17 protein-coding genes and 2 pseudogenes are annotated in these 19848 nt (G+C 43.6%); 14 read left to right on the top strand and 5 right to left on the bottom strand.

From position 1 onward, the window contains the following. Nucleotides 1–12 precede the first annotated feature (12 nt). The 5 genes from VL121_RS01025 (at nt 13) to VL121_RS01005 (ending at nt 7775) form a co-directional block, all read left to right on the top strand. Nucleotides 13–1512: a glycosyltransferase gene (locus VL121_RS01025; protein ID WP_325401236.1), complete on the top strand. Its 1500-nt coding sequence runs from the start codon at nt 13–15 to the stop codon at nt 1510–1512. 63 nt (nt 1513–1575) lie between these two features. Further along, entirely contained in the window at nt 1576–2553 is a 978-nt protein-coding gene (locus VL121_RS01020) for a Gfo/Idh/MocA family oxidoreductase (RefSeq protein ID WP_325401234.1), read from the top strand. Further along, entirely contained in the window at nt 2550–3992 is a 1443-nt protein-coding gene (locus tag VL121_RS01015) for a sugar transferase (RefSeq protein WP_325401232.1), read from the top strand. Before VL121_RS01020 ends, VL121_RS01015 begins: the two co-directional genes overlap by 4 nt. A 66-nt stretch (nt 3993–4058) precedes the next feature. Continuing rightward, a complete protein-coding gene (locus VL121_RS01010) occupies nt 4059–6833 on the top strand; it encodes a M1 family metallopeptidase (protein ID WP_325401230.1) in 2775 nt (924 codons plus the stop codon). Between the two features lie 12 nt (nt 6834–6845). Continuing rightward, nucleotides 6846–7775 carry a hypothetical protein gene (locus tag VL121_RS01005; RefSeq protein ID WP_325401228.1) on the top strand — a complete coding sequence of 310 codons (930 nt, stop codon included), beginning with the start codon at nt 6846–6848 and terminating at the stop codon, nt 7773–7775. Nucleotides 7776–7783: 8 nt separating this feature from the next. Here the strand turns inward: VL121_RS01005 and VL121_RS01000 are convergent, their stop codons facing one another. Then, nucleotides 7784–8287, bottom strand: a complete 504-nt coding sequence (locus VL121_RS01000) for an FkbM family methyltransferase (protein ID WP_325401226.1) — start codon at nt 8285–8287, stop codon at nt 7784–7786. 210 nt (nt 8288–8497) lie between these two features. Next, nucleotides 8498–9163 (bottom strand): 2-C-methyl-D-erythritol 4-phosphate cytidylyltransferase, encoded by a 666-nt coding sequence (locus tag VL121_RS00995; RefSeq protein WP_325401224.1) that lies wholly within the window; start codon nt 9161–9163, stop codon nt 8498–8500. A 274-nt stretch (nt 9164–9437) separates the two neighbouring features. Between VL121_RS00995 and VL121_RS00990 the strand changes: the two genes are divergently transcribed. The 5 genes and pseudogenes from VL121_RS00990 to VL121_RS00975 all read left to right on the top strand — a co-directional run bounded on the left by VL121_RS00990 (nt 9438) and on the right by VL121_RS00975 (nt 10955). Continuing rightward, nucleotides 9438–9647 (top strand): hypothetical protein, encoded by a 210-nt coding sequence (locus tag VL121_RS00990; RefSeq protein WP_325401222.1) that lies wholly within the window; start codon nt 9438–9440, stop codon nt 9645–9647. Between the two features lie 69 nt (nt 9648–9716). Then, nucleotides 9717–9902 (top strand): annotated as a pseudogene (locus tag VL121_RS21615) (type II toxin-antitoxin system RelE family toxin); the annotation flags it as partial. A 177-nt stretch (nt 9903–10079) separates the two neighbouring features. Then, nucleotides 10080–10343: a DUF4230 domain-containing protein gene (locus VL121_RS00985; protein WP_325401220.1), complete on the top strand. Its 264-nt coding sequence runs from the start codon at nt 10080–10082 to the stop codon at nt 10341–10343. 2 nt (nt 10344–10345) lie between these two features. Beyond that, nucleotides 10346–10537 (top strand): hypothetical protein, encoded by a 192-nt coding sequence (locus tag VL121_RS00980; RefSeq protein WP_325401218.1) that lies wholly within the window; start codon nt 10346–10348, stop codon nt 10535–10537. A 31-nt stretch (nt 10538–10568) separates the two neighbouring features. Continuing rightward, complete coding sequence (locus VL121_RS00975) at nt 10569–10955, top strand: DUF4230 domain-containing protein (protein WP_325401216.1); 387 nt, start codon at nt 10569–10571, stop codon at nt 10953–10955. A 24-nt stretch (nt 10956–10979) separates the two neighbouring features. On the opposite strand, the gene VL121_RS00970 is transcribed toward VL121_RS00975, so the two are convergent. Both VL121_RS00970 and VL121_RS00965 read right to left on the bottom strand, forming a co-directional pair. Beyond that, nucleotides 10980–11165: a hypothetical protein gene (locus VL121_RS00970; RefSeq protein WP_325401214.1), complete on the bottom strand. Its 186-nt coding sequence runs from the start codon at nt 11163–11165 to the stop codon at nt 10980–10982. Nucleotides 11166–11205: 40 nt separating this feature from the next. After that, nucleotides 11206–12555, bottom strand: coding sequence for a Y-family DNA polymerase (locus VL121_RS00965; RefSeq protein WP_325401212.1), 1350 nt, complete (start codon nt 12553–12555; stop codon nt 11206–11208). 268 nt (nt 12556–12823) lie between these two features. On the opposite strand from VL121_RS00965, the gene VL121_RS00960 reads away from it, so the two are divergent. From VL121_RS00960 to gdhA, 3 genes are all read left to right on the top strand, one after another. Continuing rightward, nucleotides 12824–14818 (top strand): FAD-dependent oxidoreductase, encoded by a 1995-nt coding sequence (locus VL121_RS00960; protein WP_325401210.1) that lies wholly within the window; start codon nt 12824–12826, stop codon nt 14816–14818. A 117-nt stretch (nt 14819–14935) separates the two neighbouring features. Beyond that, nucleotides 14936–15364 carry a hypothetical protein gene (locus VL121_RS00955; RefSeq protein ID WP_325401208.1) on the top strand — a complete coding sequence of 143 codons (429 nt, stop codon included), beginning with the start codon at nt 14936–14938 and terminating at the stop codon, nt 15362–15364. Between the two features lie 57 nt (nt 15365–15421). Further along, complete coding sequence (gdhA, locus tag VL121_RS00950; protein WP_325401206.1) at nt 15422–16762, top strand: NADP-specific glutamate dehydrogenase; 1341 nt, start codon at nt 15422–15424, stop codon at nt 16760–16762. 44 nt (nt 16763–16806) lie between these two features. Here gdhA and VL121_RS00945 read toward each other — a convergent pair whose 3' ends face one another. Beyond that, the gene (locus VL121_RS00945; protein WP_325401204.1) at nt 16807–19374 is read right to left on the bottom strand and encodes a ligase-associated DNA damage response DEXH box helicase; all 2568 of its coding nucleotides are present in this window, start codon (nt 19372–19374) and stop codon (nt 16807–16809) included. A gap of 227 nt (nt 19375–19601) precedes the next feature. Here VL121_RS00945 and VL121_RS00940 point away from each other — a divergent pair. Next, nucleotides 19602–19799 (top strand): annotated as a pseudogene (locus VL121_RS00940) (ORF6N domain-containing protein); the annotation flags it as partial. Nucleotides 19800–19848 lie beyond the last annotated feature (49 nt).

Genomic DNA, 19848 nt, shown 5'->3' with positions numbered 1-19848 from the left:
GGAAAGCAAAATATGGTTAGTGTAATTATACCCGCATTAAACGAAGGAGCTACGATCAGGAAAATAATTCAGCGTATCAAACAAACGAGCATACCGCTGGAAATTATTGTGGTGGATGATAATTCCACTGATAATACGGTAAGTGAAGCGTTAAAAGAAGCCGACAGGGTTATTACCAGCTCAAGAAAAGGGAAAGGAATATCTATGCATGAAGGGATGATGGCTGCGCGCTATGATACCATTGTTTACCTTGATGCGGATATTCTTACTTATCCAAAAAATATAGTAGGCCTTCTTGCTGACCCGATCATAAACGGAGAAGCTGATTTTGTAAAATCATTTTTTGACAGGCAGGCGGGCAGGGTTACCCAACTTGTTGCAAAGCCACTTTTAAGCATTTTCTTTCCCGAACTGGAAAAATTTACTCAACCCCTGAGCGGCATGATTGCCGCCAAAAAGGATTTTCTACAGGAGATTGAATTCGAAAACGACTATGGAGTAGACATTGCTTTACTGATAGATGCTTTTGCAAAAAAATTACGTATAAAGGAAGTGAATATCGGGTTTATTAAGAACGACATGCAAACCCTTGAAGCATTGGGGAAAATGTCGCGCCAGGTTTCCAGAACCATCTTACAGAAGGCCGCTTTATTTTCCAGTGGAAATTTAGAAACCTTGTCAGATATTCACACCATAAGTGATGAAATGGATTTCGCTATCAGGGAATCTATTCTGAAATTAAAAAAAATAGTCATTATTGACATTAATGTAATACTCGGGTTTAGCTTTAATGATGCTGCCGCCACTTATTATAACCTGGAACACCGGTTAATGCAGATCAATAATACTTATACAGTTGAAGCATCAAGACTGCAAAAAACGGCATCGCTTTTTAAAGGCAAATCCCTCCCTGAATTACAGGCCATAGCCGACACTATTCCCATTGTGCCCCATTCGCGGGAAGCGATATTGCGCATGAAACATAATGGATTTATATGCATATTGCTTTCTGACGGGTTTGATATTGTAGCTAACCATATTAAAAACAAACTTGGCTTTGATTATTGCTTTGCCAATAACCTGAAAATGGAGAAAAGCGTTGCAACGGGAGATCTGGAATTCCCTGATTATTTTAATGATCCTGATGAGCCCGATATAAAGTATGATAAGAGCGCTATACTGAAACATCTTACAGCTACATTCAATATCCCTCAAAAGAATATCGTTTTTGTTGGCAATACCATCGCCGATATACCCCTGTTCCAGTTATCCGGAATGGGTATAGCTACCTCAAATGCACCTTCCCCCGTTAAGCTCTGGGCTGATAAAATATTGCCTGAAGGTTCATTAAAACCACTGTTGAACCTGATCAGCGGTGATGAAAAAAACAGGTTGCCGAAAAGCAATGCTGTAAAATATATTGCTGCTATAGGTTTAATCGCCGCTACTGCTTTCGCCGGTTATTACCTGTATTTGAACAGCAGGGGAAAAGCTAAAACATCGTATTCATAACGCAGTTACTTATCTTACTCAGCAAACCAGCAAAGCTTATCTTTGATCCTTAAATTATTACAGATGCTTAAAATTGGCATTTTCGGAGCAGGTCACCTGGGTAAGTTTCATATTGCTAACTGGCAGAAAATTAAAACAGCGGAATTAGTTGGGTTCTATGATCCTAATGATGAAACGGCAGCTGCGGTGATTGCAGCCTATAATTTAAAAAGATTTGAGGACCCTGATGCGCTTATGGACGCCTGCGATGCCGTTGATATTATTGCCCCTACTACCCTTCACTTTGAATTGTGTGAAAAAGCGATCCGCAAAAGTAAGCACGTTTTTGTGGAAAAGCCATTGGCCGACAGTATGGAGCAGGCGCATAAAATTGTTAAGCTGGCAAAGGAAGCAAATGTAAAAGTTCAGGTGGGGCATGTGGAACGGTTTAACCCGGCTTACCTGGCCCTCAAAGGGTATGCGCTGAATCCCATGTTTATAGAAGTACACCGTTTGTCGCAGTTCAATCCACGTGGCACGGAAGTAAGTGTAATCCTGGATTTGATGATCCACGATATTGATATCATCCTTAGCATAGTTAAAAGCGATGTAAAAAACATTTCTGCCAGCGGCGTAGCGGTAATGACAGATACACCCGATATTGCCAATGTGCGTATTGAGTTTAACAATGGTTGCGTGGCCAATCTCACCTCATCAAGAATATCCATGAAAAAAATGCGGAAAATGCGCCTGTTTCAGAAAGACGCGTACATCGGTATTGATTTCCTGGAGAAAAAAACGGAGATCATCAAATTAAAAGATGACAAAGACAAGGATGCCTTTACTTTTGATATAGAAACGCCATCGGGCAAAAAAGTAATTGCCATTGCCAACCCTGTAGTTCCCGAAGCCAATGCCATTTTATTAGAACTGGAAGCTTTTACCCAATCCGTATTACAAAACAAAGCTACCGTGGTTTCGGAAGTAGATGGCTTAATGGCGATGGATGTGGCGCACCATATTTTGCAAAAGATACAGTCGGCCAATTACCTCGTTAAATGATAAACGGGGTTAATATCCAGATGAAAGACCAGCATAAAATAAATACTTCCTGGTATGCGGTAAGTGATTATATAGCCACGGTGCTGGCATGGGCCGTAGCGTTTTTTATACGAAAACATTTAACCGGTTTTGATCTGAACATATCAGCGGAGCTTTTATACAATACCAAATTACAACTGAGTATTTTTTTTATCCCCTGCGGATGGCTGGCGCTTTTTATGCTCCTGGGCAGTTATCACCAGTCTTTATACACCAAATCGCGCCTTCTGGAATTTACGGTAACTTTTATCAGTACGCTTGGGGGCTGCCTGGTACTTTTTTTCCTGCTGGTGCTTGATGACAAGGAAGCCAGCTATCCATATTACTATAAGGCTTTTTTCTCCCTGTTCTTACTGCACCTTGTTTTAATCTGGATTGGCCGTGTGGTACTGCTTGATATTGCGAAAAAGCAATTACTCAAAGGGCGGGTATGGTTCAATACCATCATCGTGGGCAATAATCCTACAGCTCTTTACCTGTTTAAAGAAATCAAAAAAAACCAGAACCGCCTCGGTTACAAGTTCAGTGGCTTTATCAGTACCGATACATTCCCTAATGCGTTAGATCATCATCTTCCCTTACTGGGAAATATGGATAGCCTGGAAGAAATACTGGAATTGAGGCAGCCCGACCAGGTGATCATCGCTGTAGAAAACGCGCTGCCGCATGAAGTAACATCTATCATTAACCGCATAAGTGAAAGAGATGTAGAAATAAAGATAGCGCCCAGCAATCTGGATATTCTTGCCGGTTCTGTTCGTACCAGGAACGTGCTGGATGCGCCACTTATTGCTATTAAAACCGGGTTGATGCCGGAGTGGCAACTGTATCTTATACGATTAACAGATGTGTTGCTTTCGGCTGTGGCACTGGTGGTATTGTCTCCTCTTATATTATATACGGCAATAAGGGTAAGATTTACGTCTTCCGGTCCTGTGATCTTTACGCAAAAAAGGATTGGTTATAAAGGCCGCCCGTTTTTTATGTATAAATTTCGCTCTATGTATACCAACGCGGAAAAGAACGGGCCGGCTTTATCGTCCCATGGCGACCCGCGCATTACACCCTGGGGCAAAACCATGCGTAAATGGCGCATTGATGAATTACCCCAGTTCTGGAATGTAATAAAAGGAGAAATGAGCCTGGTGGGGCCGCGGCCCGAAAGACAATTTTACATTGAGCAGATCAATGCGAAAACACCCTATTTTAAATACTTGCTGAAAGTAAAACCCGGCATCACCAGTTGGGGCATGGTAAAATTCGGGTATGCCGAAAATGTGGATGAAATGATTGAACGGATGCAGTACGACCTCGTGTATATTGAAAATATTTCTCTTGCGCTTAATTTTAAGATACTGGTACACACCCTGCGTATTATTTTAAAGGGAAAAGGACGGTAAAGGAGGCGGGGTTTAAAAGCGCTTTGTTCCTGATTTCCATTATTTTTGAAAAAACCGGTCACATTCGTGAAAAAATTCCTGCTGTTCATCGTCATCAATGGTTTTATAGCCGCGGGCTTCGCGCAACAAAGCTACTGGCAGCAACAGGTAGACTATTCCATCCATGTTTCCCTTAATGATACGAAACATACCCTCAACGGCTTTATCAAAATATTTTACCGCAATCATTCGCCGGATACTTTACGGTATATCTGGTTTCATTTGTGGCCAAATGCCTTTAAAAACGATCAAACGGCTTTTAGTGAGCAAATGCTGCAAAATGGCGATACCCGGTTTTACTTTTCGTTACCCGAACAAAAAGGGTATATCAACCAGCTCGACTTCAGGGTGAATGATGTGCGGGCAAATACAACAGATCATCCGGAGCATTTAGATATCACAAGCGTGCTATTACCCACGCCGCTTTTACCCGGTGAGCAAATTTTGATTACCACTCCATTTCATGTACAGCTCCCTGATCGTTTTTCACGGAGCGGTCACACAGGCCAATCCTACCAGGTAACCCAATGGTACCCCAAACCGGCGGTGTATGACAGTAAAGGGTGGCATCCGATGCCTTACCTGCAGCAGGGAGCGCTTTACAGTGAGCCGGGGAATTTTGATGTAACCATTACCCTTCCCGAAAATTATGCGGTTGCCGCAACGGGAGCATTACAAAATGAAAGTGAAAAAGAGTGGCTGAAAACACGCGCATCCTATACATGGAAAGAAACCCGGTACAGAAAGAAAATAAAAGGCGGTTCTTATACAACTATCCGGGAGGCTTTTCCGCCTTCCGCCACGGCAACCAAAACGCTTCATTATAAACAAAGCAATGTACATGACTTTGCCTGGTTTGCCGATAAAAGATTTACCGTAAACCATGATACCTGCGCTTTGCCGTCCGGGAAAGTTATTGATGTATATGCTTTCTATCTCCCTGCATCACAAAGACGATGGAATAACAGTATAGCCTATACGAAGAATGCTGTTCGTTTTTACTCCGCTGCAGTGGGCGCATATCCTTTTGCTACTTTAAGTGTCGTTGAAGTTCCGCCTGTTATGAAGGGGGAGTACTCCACTATTGCAGCGCTTTCTGCTCCCAAAAAGGGGTGGTCAACAGAACGGGACATCACTGATGGTGTAGGTCACAACTGGTTTTATGGCATACTGGCATCCAATGGCCGGGAGTACCCCTGGATGGCCGCGGGCATGAATACTTTTTACGAAAAAAAATATACGGCCGGTGAAGAAAAAATAAACCTCACACCATTCACTGCACCCGCATTTGAAAAGCTATCATTTGAATCGGTGGCTGCCGTAAAAAAAGATCAGCCTGCTGACCTGCCTGCCTCCGCATTTTCCCCGGCTAATTATTATTTATCCGCTTATTATAAAGCGGCGCAATGGATGCAACAACTGGAATTATTCCTGGGGAAGGACTTATTTGATTCCTGTATGCATGTTTATTACCATCAATGGCAGTTCAAACATCCTTATCCCCAAGATTTTAAGAAGGTAATTACGTCTGTAAGCAGAAAGAACACCGATAGTATCTTTAATTTACTGAACACCAGGGGAAGCCTTTTAGCACCGGCCCGCAAAAAAATGCGGCTTGCATGGATAGGGAGAGCAAATGATCAAAATAAATATCACTATACAGGCATAGCTCCCGCACTGGGTTTTAATTACTATGACAAGCTGATGGCAGGCGCTGTTATTCACAACTATTCGCTTCCGTTTACACGCTTCCGCTTTATTGCAGTACCACTATATGCTACAGGCAGCAAACAGTTCAATGGTATTGGGCGGGCAACCTATACCTGGTACCCGGAAAATATTTTTGATAACATTGAGGCAGGCTTAAATGCCGCACGATTTTCGGAAGATATTTTTAGAGATGAAGATAACTATACCACTCATTTGCGGTACGGCAAGCTCAGCCCGCACATCCGGTTCACTTTCCGGAATAAGGATCCGCGCAGCCAGCTTAGCCGCTTTGTGCAGGTGAAAACACATTTCATTAATACAGACGCCCTGCAGTTTTCATGGGATTCCGTTTTACAGAAGAATCTGTACGCCGTTACTAGCCATGCCAGCACCATTGGGCAACTGCGTTTTGTAACGGATAACAGCCGGGTATTATACCCTTATCGTTATGAATTACAGTTTGAGCTTTCAAAAGGTTTCGGGAGGATTGCTTATACGGGGAACTATTTTTTTAATTACCCCAAAGGCGGAGGATTGAACGCCCGCTGGTTTGCGGGAAAGTTTTTTTATACAGGTGATAACACATCCCGTAAGCGGGTTAATACCGGTGCATACCAGCTTAACATGAGTGCACCCAAAGGGTATGAAGATTATACCTACAGTAATTATTTTATGGGCCGCAACGAATACAACGGCTTCCTCTCGCAACAGGTAATGATGAGAGACGGGGGGTTTAAAGTACGAACAGATTTGCTGAGCAATAAAGTGGGCAAAACAGATGACTGGCTGATGGCGCTCAATTTTACTTCCACCATTCATCACAGCATTCCTGTAAAATTATTTTTAGACCTGGGTACTTATAATGAAGGGTGGGCAGGCGGATCGGAGCAACCGAAAATACTATTTGATGCGGGCCTGCAATTGTCTTTGTGCAAAGACATCGTAAATGTATATGTGCCGTTGGTTTACAGTAGAGTGTACCGCGACTACTTCAGATCAACACCCGGCAATAATTTCTGGCAGCGCATAGCATTCAGCATAGATATCCAAAACATTAACTTTAAAAAAATCAGCCCGCTTATCCCTTTTTAAGCAGCCCTTTTCATGACTACCGCTATTCAATACCTGAAAAGAAATGAAATTGACATTGTCAAATGGGACAACTGTATTAGTGGGTCGGAGAATGGATTAATTTATAGCTATTCGTGGTATTTGGATAGTATGGCGGAGAACTGGGATGCCCTGGTATTAAACAATTATGAAGCGGTAATGCCACTTACCTGGAAGAGAAAGTATGGATTTTATTATCTGTACCAGCCCTTTTTTACGGCATCGCTGGGCCTTTTTGCAAATACACAACCTATTAGCATAGCTGATTTTTTGCGGGCCATTCCTTCTAAGTTTACCTACTGGGATATTGATATCAATGAGGCCCATATCGTGCCGGAACCCAACCCAGTTGCTGCGCTCACTGTTCATAAGCGATTAAACTTATTCTTGGATCTGAAAAAAAACTATTCCGCTTTAACCAGTCAATACAGCAGGCTGGCCAAACGCTCATTAGAAAAATCACATAAGCATAACCTGGCAATTGTACGCAATGATACCCCGGAGGATATTATTACCTTTTACAGAAAATCGTATCACACAGCGCATCCCCGCGTTGCAGGAAAAGATTATCATGCGCTCCTGTCATGCTGTAATATCGCAGCCCGAAAGCATCATCTTAAAACCTATACTGCACATACGCCGGAGGGCGAAGCCGTGGCCTTTTACATTGTGCTTTACGACAATAACTTTGTGTATTCACTGGTGGGAGGAAGTACTGCGAAGGGCAAATCAATGGGGGCATTTTACCTGCTCACCGATGCCGCCATACAGGATCAGGCAGGCGCAAATAAAATATTTCGTTTTGAGGGATCCGATATTTCCGGCATTGCTTTTTTTAACCGGCAGTTTGGCTCCGTACCTGTTTATTATGATCATCTTAAAATGAACCGTCTGCCATTCCCTGTAAAATGCTTCAAAAAATAGCTACTGTATCACCGTTGCCTTCTTGCCCATAATAAACTTGAAGAAGAAGTTATTTTACCCGGCTCATCAATAACAAATCCGTTATTACGCAATATGGCTTCGCATGTGCTTCGGTACGGAACGGCGTGGATTTCTACAACAATCATGTTAACTTTATCAAGCCATGCGGTATTTTCAGAAAAGAGCGCTTCTTCGCTGCCTTCAATATCTATTTTCAGAAGCCCTATTTTATCCAGATTAAACATAGTACATAACGTATCCATGCATATAGCACGTACAGGCATGTCCGTTACTTCACCGGTAATAGCCGTATTATATGCTTTCTCTTTCACTTGCATATATACGGTAGTATCTTCACTATAAGCGGCTGCATGCAATACGTTAATACGTTCCGCAGATACTTCAGCGGAAAGGTTGCTTAAGAGCATATCCATATTATATTTATCAGCTTCCACGGCATATACCCCTGGCGCGGAATAGTACACAGAAAAAAATGGTTTTTCTTTTCCCATTCAACCGCAAATGATAAGGAACAGGAATGGAGGAATGCCTGGTAGCTTTTTTAGCACAACGATATCTTTTCGTATTGATCAGCAACCGGATAAAGGAAGGCAGATCTGCTGTAATGGTATAACAGAATATACATTTTTGAACCGCTGTAATAAGTCTTTTAATCATGCAACTGACATTATGAAACGGAGAGGAAGCTATTCTTTACATTATTATTTTTTGAACAACTGTTCCGCTATTACCAGGTCAGCGGGCAGCGTGATCTTAATATTTTCCTTCTCTCCTTCTATCATAAACACTTTATGTCCTGCGGCTTCCACTACCGTGGCTTCATCGGTAAAAGCTTCGCTATAGGTTTGCCGGAATGCAGGCAGGATAATTTCACTTCTGAAGGTTTGCGGCGTTTGAACAGCAAGCAGCAGGTTCCTGTCTATCGCCCTGGTGGTGTTTCCTTCTGCCATTCTTATGCTGTCGCTTACCGCTACCGCAGGGATGGCGCTTCCTTTTTCAAGCGCCTGGTTATAACAACGGCGAACCAGCTTTTCGGTAACCAGGCATCTTACACCGTCATGCACAAAAACAACCGACTCCTCATCTATTTGTTGTAATCCGTTTTGCACGGAATGGAAACGTGTTGCACCACCTGCAACCATTTGAATGCGCCATGGCGCGGTTGTTTGATGAATAAGCGCTTTGCCTTCCGGTTCAAAATTAGCCGGCGCCACCAGTATGAGCTGTAAGTCTTCAAAAGCACGCAAAAATGTTTCCAGCGTATGCCATACCACAGGTCTGCCATTTAGCTGTAAAAACTGCTTGGGAACAGCGCTTCCCATTCTTGTTCCGTTGCCCCCGGCTACTATTACCGCGTATTTCTTCATATCTTAATTTCCGTGAAAATTAATAATTACCCGTGAAATGATCGTTGATAAAGTTTTTGTGACGCTGGCCGGCGATGATAATAGCAGTTCGTCATTTATTCCTGAGCACTATGGATAGCTAAGGGTGTGAGGCCTGGTTGGGAAAAGAAAGTACTTTTAATTGCAAAAACTTTCCCTTTTGACTAAATTCGCATTGTTCATTCGTAAAGCGTATTCGTATGGCAGGCAGTAGCAAAAACATTTGAACAAAATATCGCAGCAAAACAATTTAGATATGCTTACATTAAATCCGCAATACATCACCGACAACACAGGTAAAAAAATATCTGTGGTGCTTCCTATAAAAGATTTTAAAGCCATTATGGAAGAACTGGAAGAATTAGAAGATATAAAGCTTTATGATGAAGCTAAAAAATCCAATGAACCTTCTATTCCCATTGATGAGGCTTTCAAAATGATTGAAGCTAACCGTAAAGCAAAATAATGGCTTATAATGTAACCTTAAAGAAACGAGCGATAAAAAGCACTTGAGAAAGTTAATGAGCCATATTACTCCAATATTAAAGAAGCCATTTACAGCCTTGCACATACCCCAAGACCCAAAGGCTATAAAAAACTGAAAGGTAGAGAGGGTTACCGTATCCGTGTGGCTGATTACCGCATTATATACGATATTTTTGATGATGTTCTTTTGGTTGATGTCGTTGACCTTGGACACAGAAAAGATATTTATGAATAAAGCAAATTCGGTGCCTTTGTTGGTATTGATCAAAGATTTGAGTTCCAGCTTTACCAACAACAAATATTACACAAGCTGTTTTAATTTGATACCTCCCGTACTCATATTGTTGGTGATGCCTTCTTACTTTAACTACCTCACGCTCTCCAACAACTGCATAAGCTAATAAATTGCAATATGTTCAAAAAAATTATATATTTCCTGCTCTGTATTAAGGTAGCATATGAAGAAACCGGCGCTTTCAGAAACAGCTTTTCAACGCAGGAAAGAGATATGCTGGCGGCACAGGCGCAAAAGCAGATACAGGACAGTGCGGATGCATTGGACGTGCTGCAAACCGCAGAAACCAATGCCAGCTTATTTGTTACCAATCTTCTGCGTAGCATGGGATATGAAAAGATTACTGTTCAATTTGAAAACGCTCCCGCTAAACTCAACTGATCATGCAAAAAAGTTGGCCCAGGTATGTTTTTCTCATTGCTACTGTTATAGTAGTGCTTTTGTTGTTAAATATGCAATGGCTGCCTTCTTTTAAAAATATTTTTAAAGCGCAGCCCGTTACCATAGAAAATGCGCCCATACTGATTAAAGAGATCAACGAACTGGCCCCAATTATGCACCATTACGGCCTTTGATGAGGTAGTTGCAGATTCCGTTGTTATAAAGATGAAGTCCCCGATAGAAATATTGCTTCCGGATCTTCCGGGTTTTGGTAATTTACCTGTAACCGGAAAGCGCCTGGTGATTATTGGGCGGGGGAAACTCATTGCAGGTGCTGACCTTAAAAAATTAAACGCGCAATCCATTTTTGCTGAAGGCGATTCTATTTCCCTGATACTGCCGGCAGCAGAAATATTAGACGTGATTATGAATCCATCGGATTTTGAAACTTTTAGCGAAACAGGTGAATGGGCCAGTGAAGCGGTTACAGCCGTTAAAATAAAAGCCAGAACAAAAATGATAGAAAGATCGGTTCAGCAAGGTATACTCATTAAAGCCAATGCCCGCAATATTGTACTCCTTGAAAATTTTTTTACGGGGTTTTGGTTTTAATAAAGTACGGGTACAAACAGCAGGTTAGCACAGGTCTTTCAATGCAGCATGTTCCAGTATAGTTCTTTGTGGTGCGGCGTCTCCCATTTTCCATTTTATCAGTCTTATTTCACCTGCTTCTATTTCTATCCCGGTAATATCGCCATCGCTGAAGCAGCAGCAACCACTGTTGAAGTAGGATGGTTTCAGGTGCAGGTAATCTTCCGACACATGATCGTATTCCTGCCGGCGAAAAGCAATACTACAAATTTTACTTCACCTCAAACATTTCTTCCCAGCGCGTAGTATAGCGGCGGCTGCGCAGCTCCTGGCGCATCTTCCAGTTTTTATGGGTTCCTGCGGCAGCAAATTTGAGTATATCATCCCGCATACTGAAATTGATATTATCCATCATGTTCATAAGGTAACGATTGCGGTTACCTGCCGGTGGCACAAACAAATTGCCCTGGATGGCCGTATCCGGTACCAATTCGCCAAGCATTACACCCGCTTTTTTGTAAGAGCTTCCTTCTTCAAACAGTTCATCCACTAATTGAACGGCGGCCTTTATGAGCTCATGCGTGATAGCCGTAGGCCCCGGTAACCTGGCATAACGGCTAAGCGCCGTTCCATGATGGAAATCGGCAGAATGGTGCTGTGCTTTGGGAACAATGAATACCGTAATGCTGCCGGCGGCGCTGTGCTGACGCCGGAGCTTTTCGGCCGCACGGGAAGTATAGGTAGCAATGGCTTCCTTAATAGCGCTGATACTGTTTACCGGAGCGCCAAACATACGGGTGGTGGCAATCATTTTTTTGGTTGTCAATGGTTCTTTCATGTCTATACAGGGTTCGCCCCGCAGTTCCCTTATTAATCTTGCCCCGGTTACACCACCCATATTTTTATACGCCCATGCAACAGACATATTGCGCAATTCCCATGCACTGGTGATACCCATGTTAATAAGTTTTGCGGCATATGCACCACCTACTCCCCATAGATTATTTATTCGTATGGATTGAAGCGCCTCCCTTTGCTGCTCTGCCGACAGCAACACTTTTACGCAATTGGAAACCTGTTTGTTTTCTTTAGCCATAAAATTGGCTGCCTTAGCCAGGGTTTTGCTTGGCGCCACGCCTACTGAAACGGAAATTCCGGTCCATTGCTCAACCGTATGCCGTATATGCAATGCATAATCCTGCACTTCTCTTTCCTCCATTTCCGGCAAATTCACAAAAGCTTCATCTACCGAATACACTTCCACCCGGGATGCTCCTAATAACATCCTTAATGTTTCCATCACGCGCCAGCTCAGGTCACCATACAAATTGTAATTAGAAGAAAAAACCGCTACATCGTGCTGTTGTATCAGGGATTTGGCCTTGAAATAAGGTCCCGCCATTTCCACACCTATCTTTTTAGCTTCATCACTGCGCGAAACAATACAACCATCGTTATTGCTCAGTACCACAACAGGTTTATGTTTCAAATCGGGCCGGAACAACCGCTCGCAGGAACAATAAAAACTGTTGCAATCTACAATTGCCTTGAAACTTCTCCTGCCTGGAACCTCTTCAAATAATATATTTGTTGGGTTTGCTGCTATTGAAATGTCCTGCATATACAAATGTAAGATTTAATACTAAATTAATTAGCATTTTGCTGGCTTTTTGACCGCTGGATGCATCCTAAATTGTCGCATGTCCATGTCCTGGCTTCCTGTAGGCGGTGAAGACACCGCCCACGGCAAACCCGCCCTGGCTGGTATATCACCAGCCAGGGCAATTTGGGATGCACCCTGACCGCTTCCCCCTGAGTATTTATAGTATCTTACATTCTCCTGCAACTGCAGATCAAATGGTAGTATTCAATTCCCTTCAATTATGTTCATGAAAAGTAAAATCCCGCTTTTTATTTTGTTTTGTCTGTGTGGCAGCAGCATGGCATTTGCACAAAAAAATATACAAACAGCAGACGTATGCGTTTACGGAGCCACCGCTGCCGGCGTAATAGCCGCGTATGCCGCCAAACAAATGGGCCGGTCGGTGATACTGGTTGAAGCGGGAAAACATATTGGCGGATTAACATCGGGCGGATTGGGATATACAGATATAGGCAACAAATATGTGGTGTCTGGCATTTCAAGGGATTTTTACCGCCGGGTGGGTAAACATTACGGCAAATTTGAGCAATGGATATTTGAGCCTCATGTGGCAAAAGAAATTTTAATGCAGTATATCACCACGGCAAAGGTGAATATATTGTATGAACACGAGGTGGTTACTGCAGAAAAAGAAGCCGCATATATCCGGCAAATAACGCTCCGGTATACCGGAGCCAATGGCAAACAGGCTGATAAGACCATCAAAGCCCGCATGTTCATTGATTGCTCTTATGAAGGCGACCTTATGGCGAAAGCCGGCGTATCTTATATAGTGGGCCGCGAAGCCAACAGTGTTTACACAGAAACCTATAACGGCGTACAACGCATGGATAAACACCAGTTCCCCGATGGGATAGATCCATACGTTATACCCGGTGATCCGAAAAGTGGTTTGCTGTGGGGGATTAGCGGTGAAACGCTGGCAGAGCGGGGAACAGGCGACAGTAAAGTGCAGGCATACAATTACAGGCTGTGCCTTAGCAACGAGCTTTCCAACAGGATCACCGTTACAAAGCCCGATGAGTATGATGCATCGAGGTATGAACTGTTGCTGCGGGTAATTGAAAAAAACCAATCGGTTAACCTAAGCCCGCATTTGAAAATTGATATCATGCCTAATCACAAAACCGATATCAATAATAACGGGCCCTTTTCAACCGATATGATAGGGATGAATTACAATTATCCGGAAGCTGATTTTGCCACGAGGCAAAAAATTGCAAAAGCACATGAAAACTACACAAAAGGCTTGCTATACTTTTTGGGAAATGATGAAAGGGTACCCATGCACCTGCGCCAGGAAATGCTGCAATGGGGATATCCCAAAGATGAATATACAAACAATGCCAATTTTACGCCACAAATGTATGTGAGGGAGGCCCGCAGGATGGTAGGTGCATACGTAATGACGCAGGACAATTGCGTGGGAAAACGTACGGTAGCCGATGGTGTGGGAATGGCGGCCTACACCATGGATTCGCACAATTGCCAGCGTATAGTGGTAAACGGGATGGTTAAAAATGAAGGAGACGTTCAGGTGCATGGCGGAGGACCTTACCCCATTTCTTACCGGGCTATTATTCCGCAACCGGGCGAATGTAAAAACCTGCTTGCTCCGGTTTGCCTGTCTGCTAGTCATATTGCCTATGGCTCCATTCGTATGGAACCTGTTTTTATGGTGCTGGCACAATCGGCCGCTGTGGCAGCAAGCATGGCTATCGGGGAGAACAAGTCGGTGCAGGAAGTGGATGTAAAAAAATTGCAGCAATTATTGAAAACAAATCCGCTGATGGATGGAACCACGCCTGAGATTTTAGTTGATAATGACGATACCGCTCATGTAACTATTCATGGTGAGTGGGAGGCTGTAACCCACGGCGCTTATGGTCCTTCCAAACTTATGAGCAACGACAGCAATGTTCAGCGATCCGTTCGCTTTACACCAACTATCAGTAAAGCCGGCTCCTATAAAATATATTACTATCTCAGCGCTTCGGAAAAGCCCTCCGCTACCACCCAGATAAAAATCTTTAACGGGCAAATGGTAAAAACTGTTCCTGTAGCTGCTACTGCATTGAAAGTAGAAGGACAAACGTCAGGAGGATGGGTTGACCTTGGGGTTTATACATTGCCGGCAGGTAAAAAAGGATATGCCGAAATAACAAGCGAAGGATCTGATGGCACCGTAATAGCAGACGCTGTTTTATTTATTCCCGGATAAGATTTCTGCAGGTAAAGTGTTAAGACGGATGTACTTTTACACTTAAAATTGGAGTTGCGGGTAATAAAAGGTTCAATGGTATGATTTGCGGGTTAACACCCTTATATATGTTTTTTTATGATGCAAAGAATAAAGCCTGAAGTAGATATTGTAAGCGATTTGCTGAAAGCGGTCCTGGAGGTTAAGCCGGATTCTTCTTTTATACAAAGTTTGCTGCACCAATACCAGGAACGCGGCGGATTAAGTAAAAAGCAATTGGAAGGATTGTATCATAAAGCCGCGAAAGTAGCCGCCATACCCGAAAACAAACTCACAACTTTAGAAGCCATCATAAAAAAAAAACCTACCCGGTATAAATCCGCGCTGCCGCCGCCGGCCCCGCTTTATACCAAAGATGAAAGTGCCGGCCGCATGCTGGAAGCCATACTGGCAAAATACCCGCAGCACAAAAGAGTATTATTTTTAAAAGCGAAATATGATAACAATGAAACCCTGTCTGCGGTAGAATTAAGTGAGCTGCAAAAATTTAATAGGATGCTTCATTGAATATTTCAGTAATTTCCGGGATATTATACCCCTAAAACTAACATATTTATACAATATATGAATGATTTGCTCGGGCAGTTTTTAGAAAAAGTACAGCAGCGAAATACAGCAGAACCTGAATTTTTACAAGCAGTATCGGAAGTGGCGGAATCCCTGATCCCCTATATTGACAAGCATCCCAAATACAGAAACAATAAAATTTTAGAGCGCATTGTTGAGCCTGAACGGGTAATCATTTTCAGAGTACCGTGGCTAAGCGACAAAGGCGAAGTGGAAGTAAACCGTGGCTTCAGAATACAAATGAACAGTGCTATAGGCCCCTATAAGGGCGGGCTGCGCTTTCACCCCTCCGTAACGCTTAGCGTACTTAAATTCCTCGCTTTTGAGCAGGTGTTCAAAAACAGTTTGACCGGCTTACCTATGGGTGGCGGTAAAGGAGGTTCAGATTTTGATCCTAAAAACAGGTCGGATAATGAAGTAATGAAATTCTGCCAGAGTTTTATGACGGAACTTTACCGGCATGTGGGGGCCGATATAGATATACCGGCGGGAGATATTGGCGTGGGTAAGCGCGAGATCGGTTATTTGTTCGGGCAATACAAACGCATTAAGGGAGAGTTCAGCGGTGTGCTTACCGGCAAAGGATATGAATGGGGCGGTAGTCTTATACGTCCTGAAGCCACCGGTTATGGGTTGGTGTATTTTGTGGAAGAAATTTTAAAAACCCGTGGCGATACACTGGTAGGTAAAAAAGTTACCATTTCCGGCTCCGGCAACGTAGCCCAGTATGCTGCCGAAAAATGTATAGCCAAAGGAGCTAAAGTTCTCACCATGTCGGATTCAGACGGCTTTGTTTACGATCCCGATGGTATTGACCTGGAACGCCTGCAGTTTATCAAAAATCTGAAAGATAACGACCGGGGAAGGATCAGTGAATATGCCGCTCAATTCAATTGCGGTTATTTTAAAAAAGAACGCCCCTGGAAAATTAAATGTGATATTGCCCTGCCCAATGCCACCCAAAATGAATTGAATGGGGAGGATGCTATTGCGCTCATAGAAAATGGCTGCTTTTGTGTTGCAGAAGGCGCCAATATGCCCTGTACACCGGAAGCGGTTGCCGCATTTAACCAGGCCCGCATTTTTTATGCACCGGGCAAAGCCGCTAATGCAGGCGGTGTGGCAGTATCGGGACTGGAAATGTCGCAAAACTCACTCCGCTTTTCATGGACAAGGGATGAGGTAGACAATAAGCTGAAAGAGATCATGAAACAGATACACAGGATATGCGTGAAATATGGCAAAGAAGAAGACGGGCATATCAACTATGAAAAAGGCGCCAATATAGGCGGCTTTGTAAAGATCGCGGATTCTATGCTGGCTCAGGGACTCGTTTAAGAGCCGGTTACTATATTTTTCCGGGGGGGCACGCACGCTGCGTATCAATACAATTGCTGCTGCATTTTGCGTACCCGGTCTTCTAATTTTTCGGAGGTGAGGCTTTCCCGTAAACTATCCACTTTAATGGGGAAACAGAAAGGGGTGAGGTGAGCGGGGAAGGTAATGATGATGCGGGATTGCTGTATCCGTTCCAGCATATGGCGTAAACGTACTTCTTCCATCTGCTGATCCAATACTTCGCGATAAGCCTGCTGCATCAGCACATTACCTGAGTCGTATTCATTAAACACTTTAAAAAGCAGGGAAGCCGAAGACTGCAGGTGGCGTGCCTTTTTTTCCTCGCCCGGAAAACCCTGGAAGATCAGTCCGCCAATAACAGCAATATCCCTGAATTTTCGCATAGCCATTTCCGTTGCATTTACACTTCGTTGTATATCGTTTAGCAGGTTATCCGGAGAAAACAATTCGTATACATTGCTGTCATCTACCGGTATGGGCTGATCGCTCAGCAGTTCAAAGCCATAATCATTCATGGCAAAAGAAAACGTAACCGGTGTTAACCGGCTTATTCGCCAGGCTAAAATGGCGGCCATAGCTTCATGCACCAGCCTGCCCTCAAAAGGAAATACAAACAGGTGATAACCGTCCTTTGTTTCAATATGTTCAATAAGCAGTTCATTATGTTTGGGTACATGCGATAGCTGTTCCTGCAAATCAAACAGGGGCTTTAACACATCTATTTCCCTGTTGTTCCGTTTTGCAATTTGTTTTTTGTGATCCGCCACGGCGGACAGGTTTGTTTTCTTTCTTCCTGCCTTATTCAATTCTTCCCTTAATTTTTTCCCAAGATTAGCCGATAAAGGCATTCTGCCGCCCTGCCAGCTTGGAATAATGGATTTTTTTGAGTTAGATTTTTTTACCAGTACAGTCATATCTTTTATACCCGCCAATTCCAGGTTTCTTCCTGCCAGCGTAAATACAGCTCCGGGATCCAGTCTTGATATAAACCATTCTTCAATTACACCGATATAACCACCAGACATGAATTTTACTTTCAGCATGGCTTCACTTACAATAGTACCGATATGCATGCGGTGGCGCATGGCTATTCTGCGATTGGTGATACGGTACAACCCGTTAATGATCTCTACCTTTTTAAATTCATCATATTGCTGCAGGGCTGCGCCGCCGGCAGTTATAAACTGTAATATCTGCAGCCATTCATCCCGCGTCATATCTTTATAACAATGAGTTGCCAGCACCTCCTTGTATATAATATCCGGGGCAAACCCATCAGCCACCGCTAAAGTGCAGAGGTATTGAATTAGTACATCAAAACAAAGCAACATGGGTTCGCGGCTTTCAATTATATCTTCGGCTATAGCGCTTTTCAATGCCGAGGCTTCTACCAGTTCCAGTGAGTGCGTAGGCAGAAAATAGATTTTACTCACGGCATCCGGCTGATGGCCGCTACGGCCTGCCCGTTGTAAAAAACGCGCTACCCCTTTGGGAGAGCCTACCTGTATAACGGTTTCTACCGGTCTGAAATCTACGCCCAAATCCAAACTTGCCGTACATACCACTGCTTTTAAAATGCCGGCATGCAATGCTTCCTCTACCCATGTTCTTAATTTGGGCTCAATGCTTCCGTGATGCAAAGCAATGGCGCCTGCCAGTTCCGGTGCGGCATTCAATAATCCCTGGTACCAGGTTTCACTCATGCCCCTGGTATTAATGAAGATGAGCGTAGTGCGGCTTTGATCAATAATGGGAAGCACTTTATGCATCAATTTTATGCCCAAATGCCCCGCCCAGGGATATTTTTCGATCTCATCGGGGAAAATAGATTCAACTTTAATATTTTTTTTCAGTTGGGCACGCACAATTACCGGTTGCACCTGTGCTGAAAGTGAAGCATGCAATACCGCACCCGCTTCTGTAAGATTACCAATGGTGGCTGAGATACCCCAGATGAGCGGAAAAGGCGAACGGTGAGCGGTGGATGGTGAGTAGTCAGTAGTTAGCGGGGAGTAGTTAGTGTTTGCAGCGGGTAAAGATACCAGTCTGCTGATGGCCAGTTCTACCTGCACGCCTCTTTTGCTGCCCAGCAGTTCATGCCATTCATCCACCGCGATAATCTTTAGGGTAGCGAAAAAATCGGGATAGTTTTTTTGGGCCAGCAGCAGGTGCAGACTTTCGGGTGTAATGATCAGTACTTCCGGGGGATGCTTTTTTTGTTGCAGACGTTCAGCCGTGGGCGTATCGCCATTGCGTATACCTATGCGCCAGCGCATACCCAACTCCGTTATCACTTCCTCCATTGCCCTGCCTATATCTTTTGCCAGCGCACGTAAAGGTGTGACCCACACCAATTGCAGCTTATTGCCTGCCTTGCTTTTATAATCAGCGGGATGCTGATTAATGAAATCTATTACAGCACCCAGGAAAACGGAAAATGTTTTTCCAAAACCTGTAGGTGCGTTTACCAGCCCGCTTTTCCCATTAATGATATACTGCCAGGTTTCTTCCTGGAAGGCAAAAGGTTTGAATTCCTTTTTAGCTAACCACTCCTGTATTGCCTTATATCCTGCTGACTGATGTAACTGCATTGAAGGATGTAAATTACAGGATATTTATTTTTAGCAATACACTGCAATTTTTATTTACATATTTTCTATATTTTCACACCTGCCTGTCGGCAGACAGGTTTCCACGCCAGCCTATGCTTAGTTCCGACTGCACAACGACATGGATAAAATCCGGGAATCCTTCCGGACCCTGATCCCATCTAAGTTACTTTCCCTCGTCAACCTGCTTTTTAATAAAACTTTATACCATGCAGATCATCCGGAGTATACAAAATCGTATTTATGAAATCAGGGGTGAAAAAGTAATGCTTGATTTTGACCTGGCCGCTCTTTATGAAGTGGAAACCAAAGTGTTGAACCAGTCAGTAAAGAGGAACAGTAAGCGGTTTCCTGCTGATTTCATGTTTCGGCTCACTATAGTGGAATGGGAAACCATCCGGTTACAATTTGTGTGCTGATCCACGGCGACGCCGCCTTCGCCGGCCAGGGCGTGGT

This window comes from Agriterribacter sp., from assembly GCF_035497235.1.
Classification (GTDB): domain Bacteria; phylum Bacteroidota; class Bacteroidia; order Chitinophagales; family Chitinophagaceae; genus Agriterribacter.
Note: the sequence above shows the minus strand (reverse complement) of the source record. Positions and strands in the feature narration are given on the sequence as shown.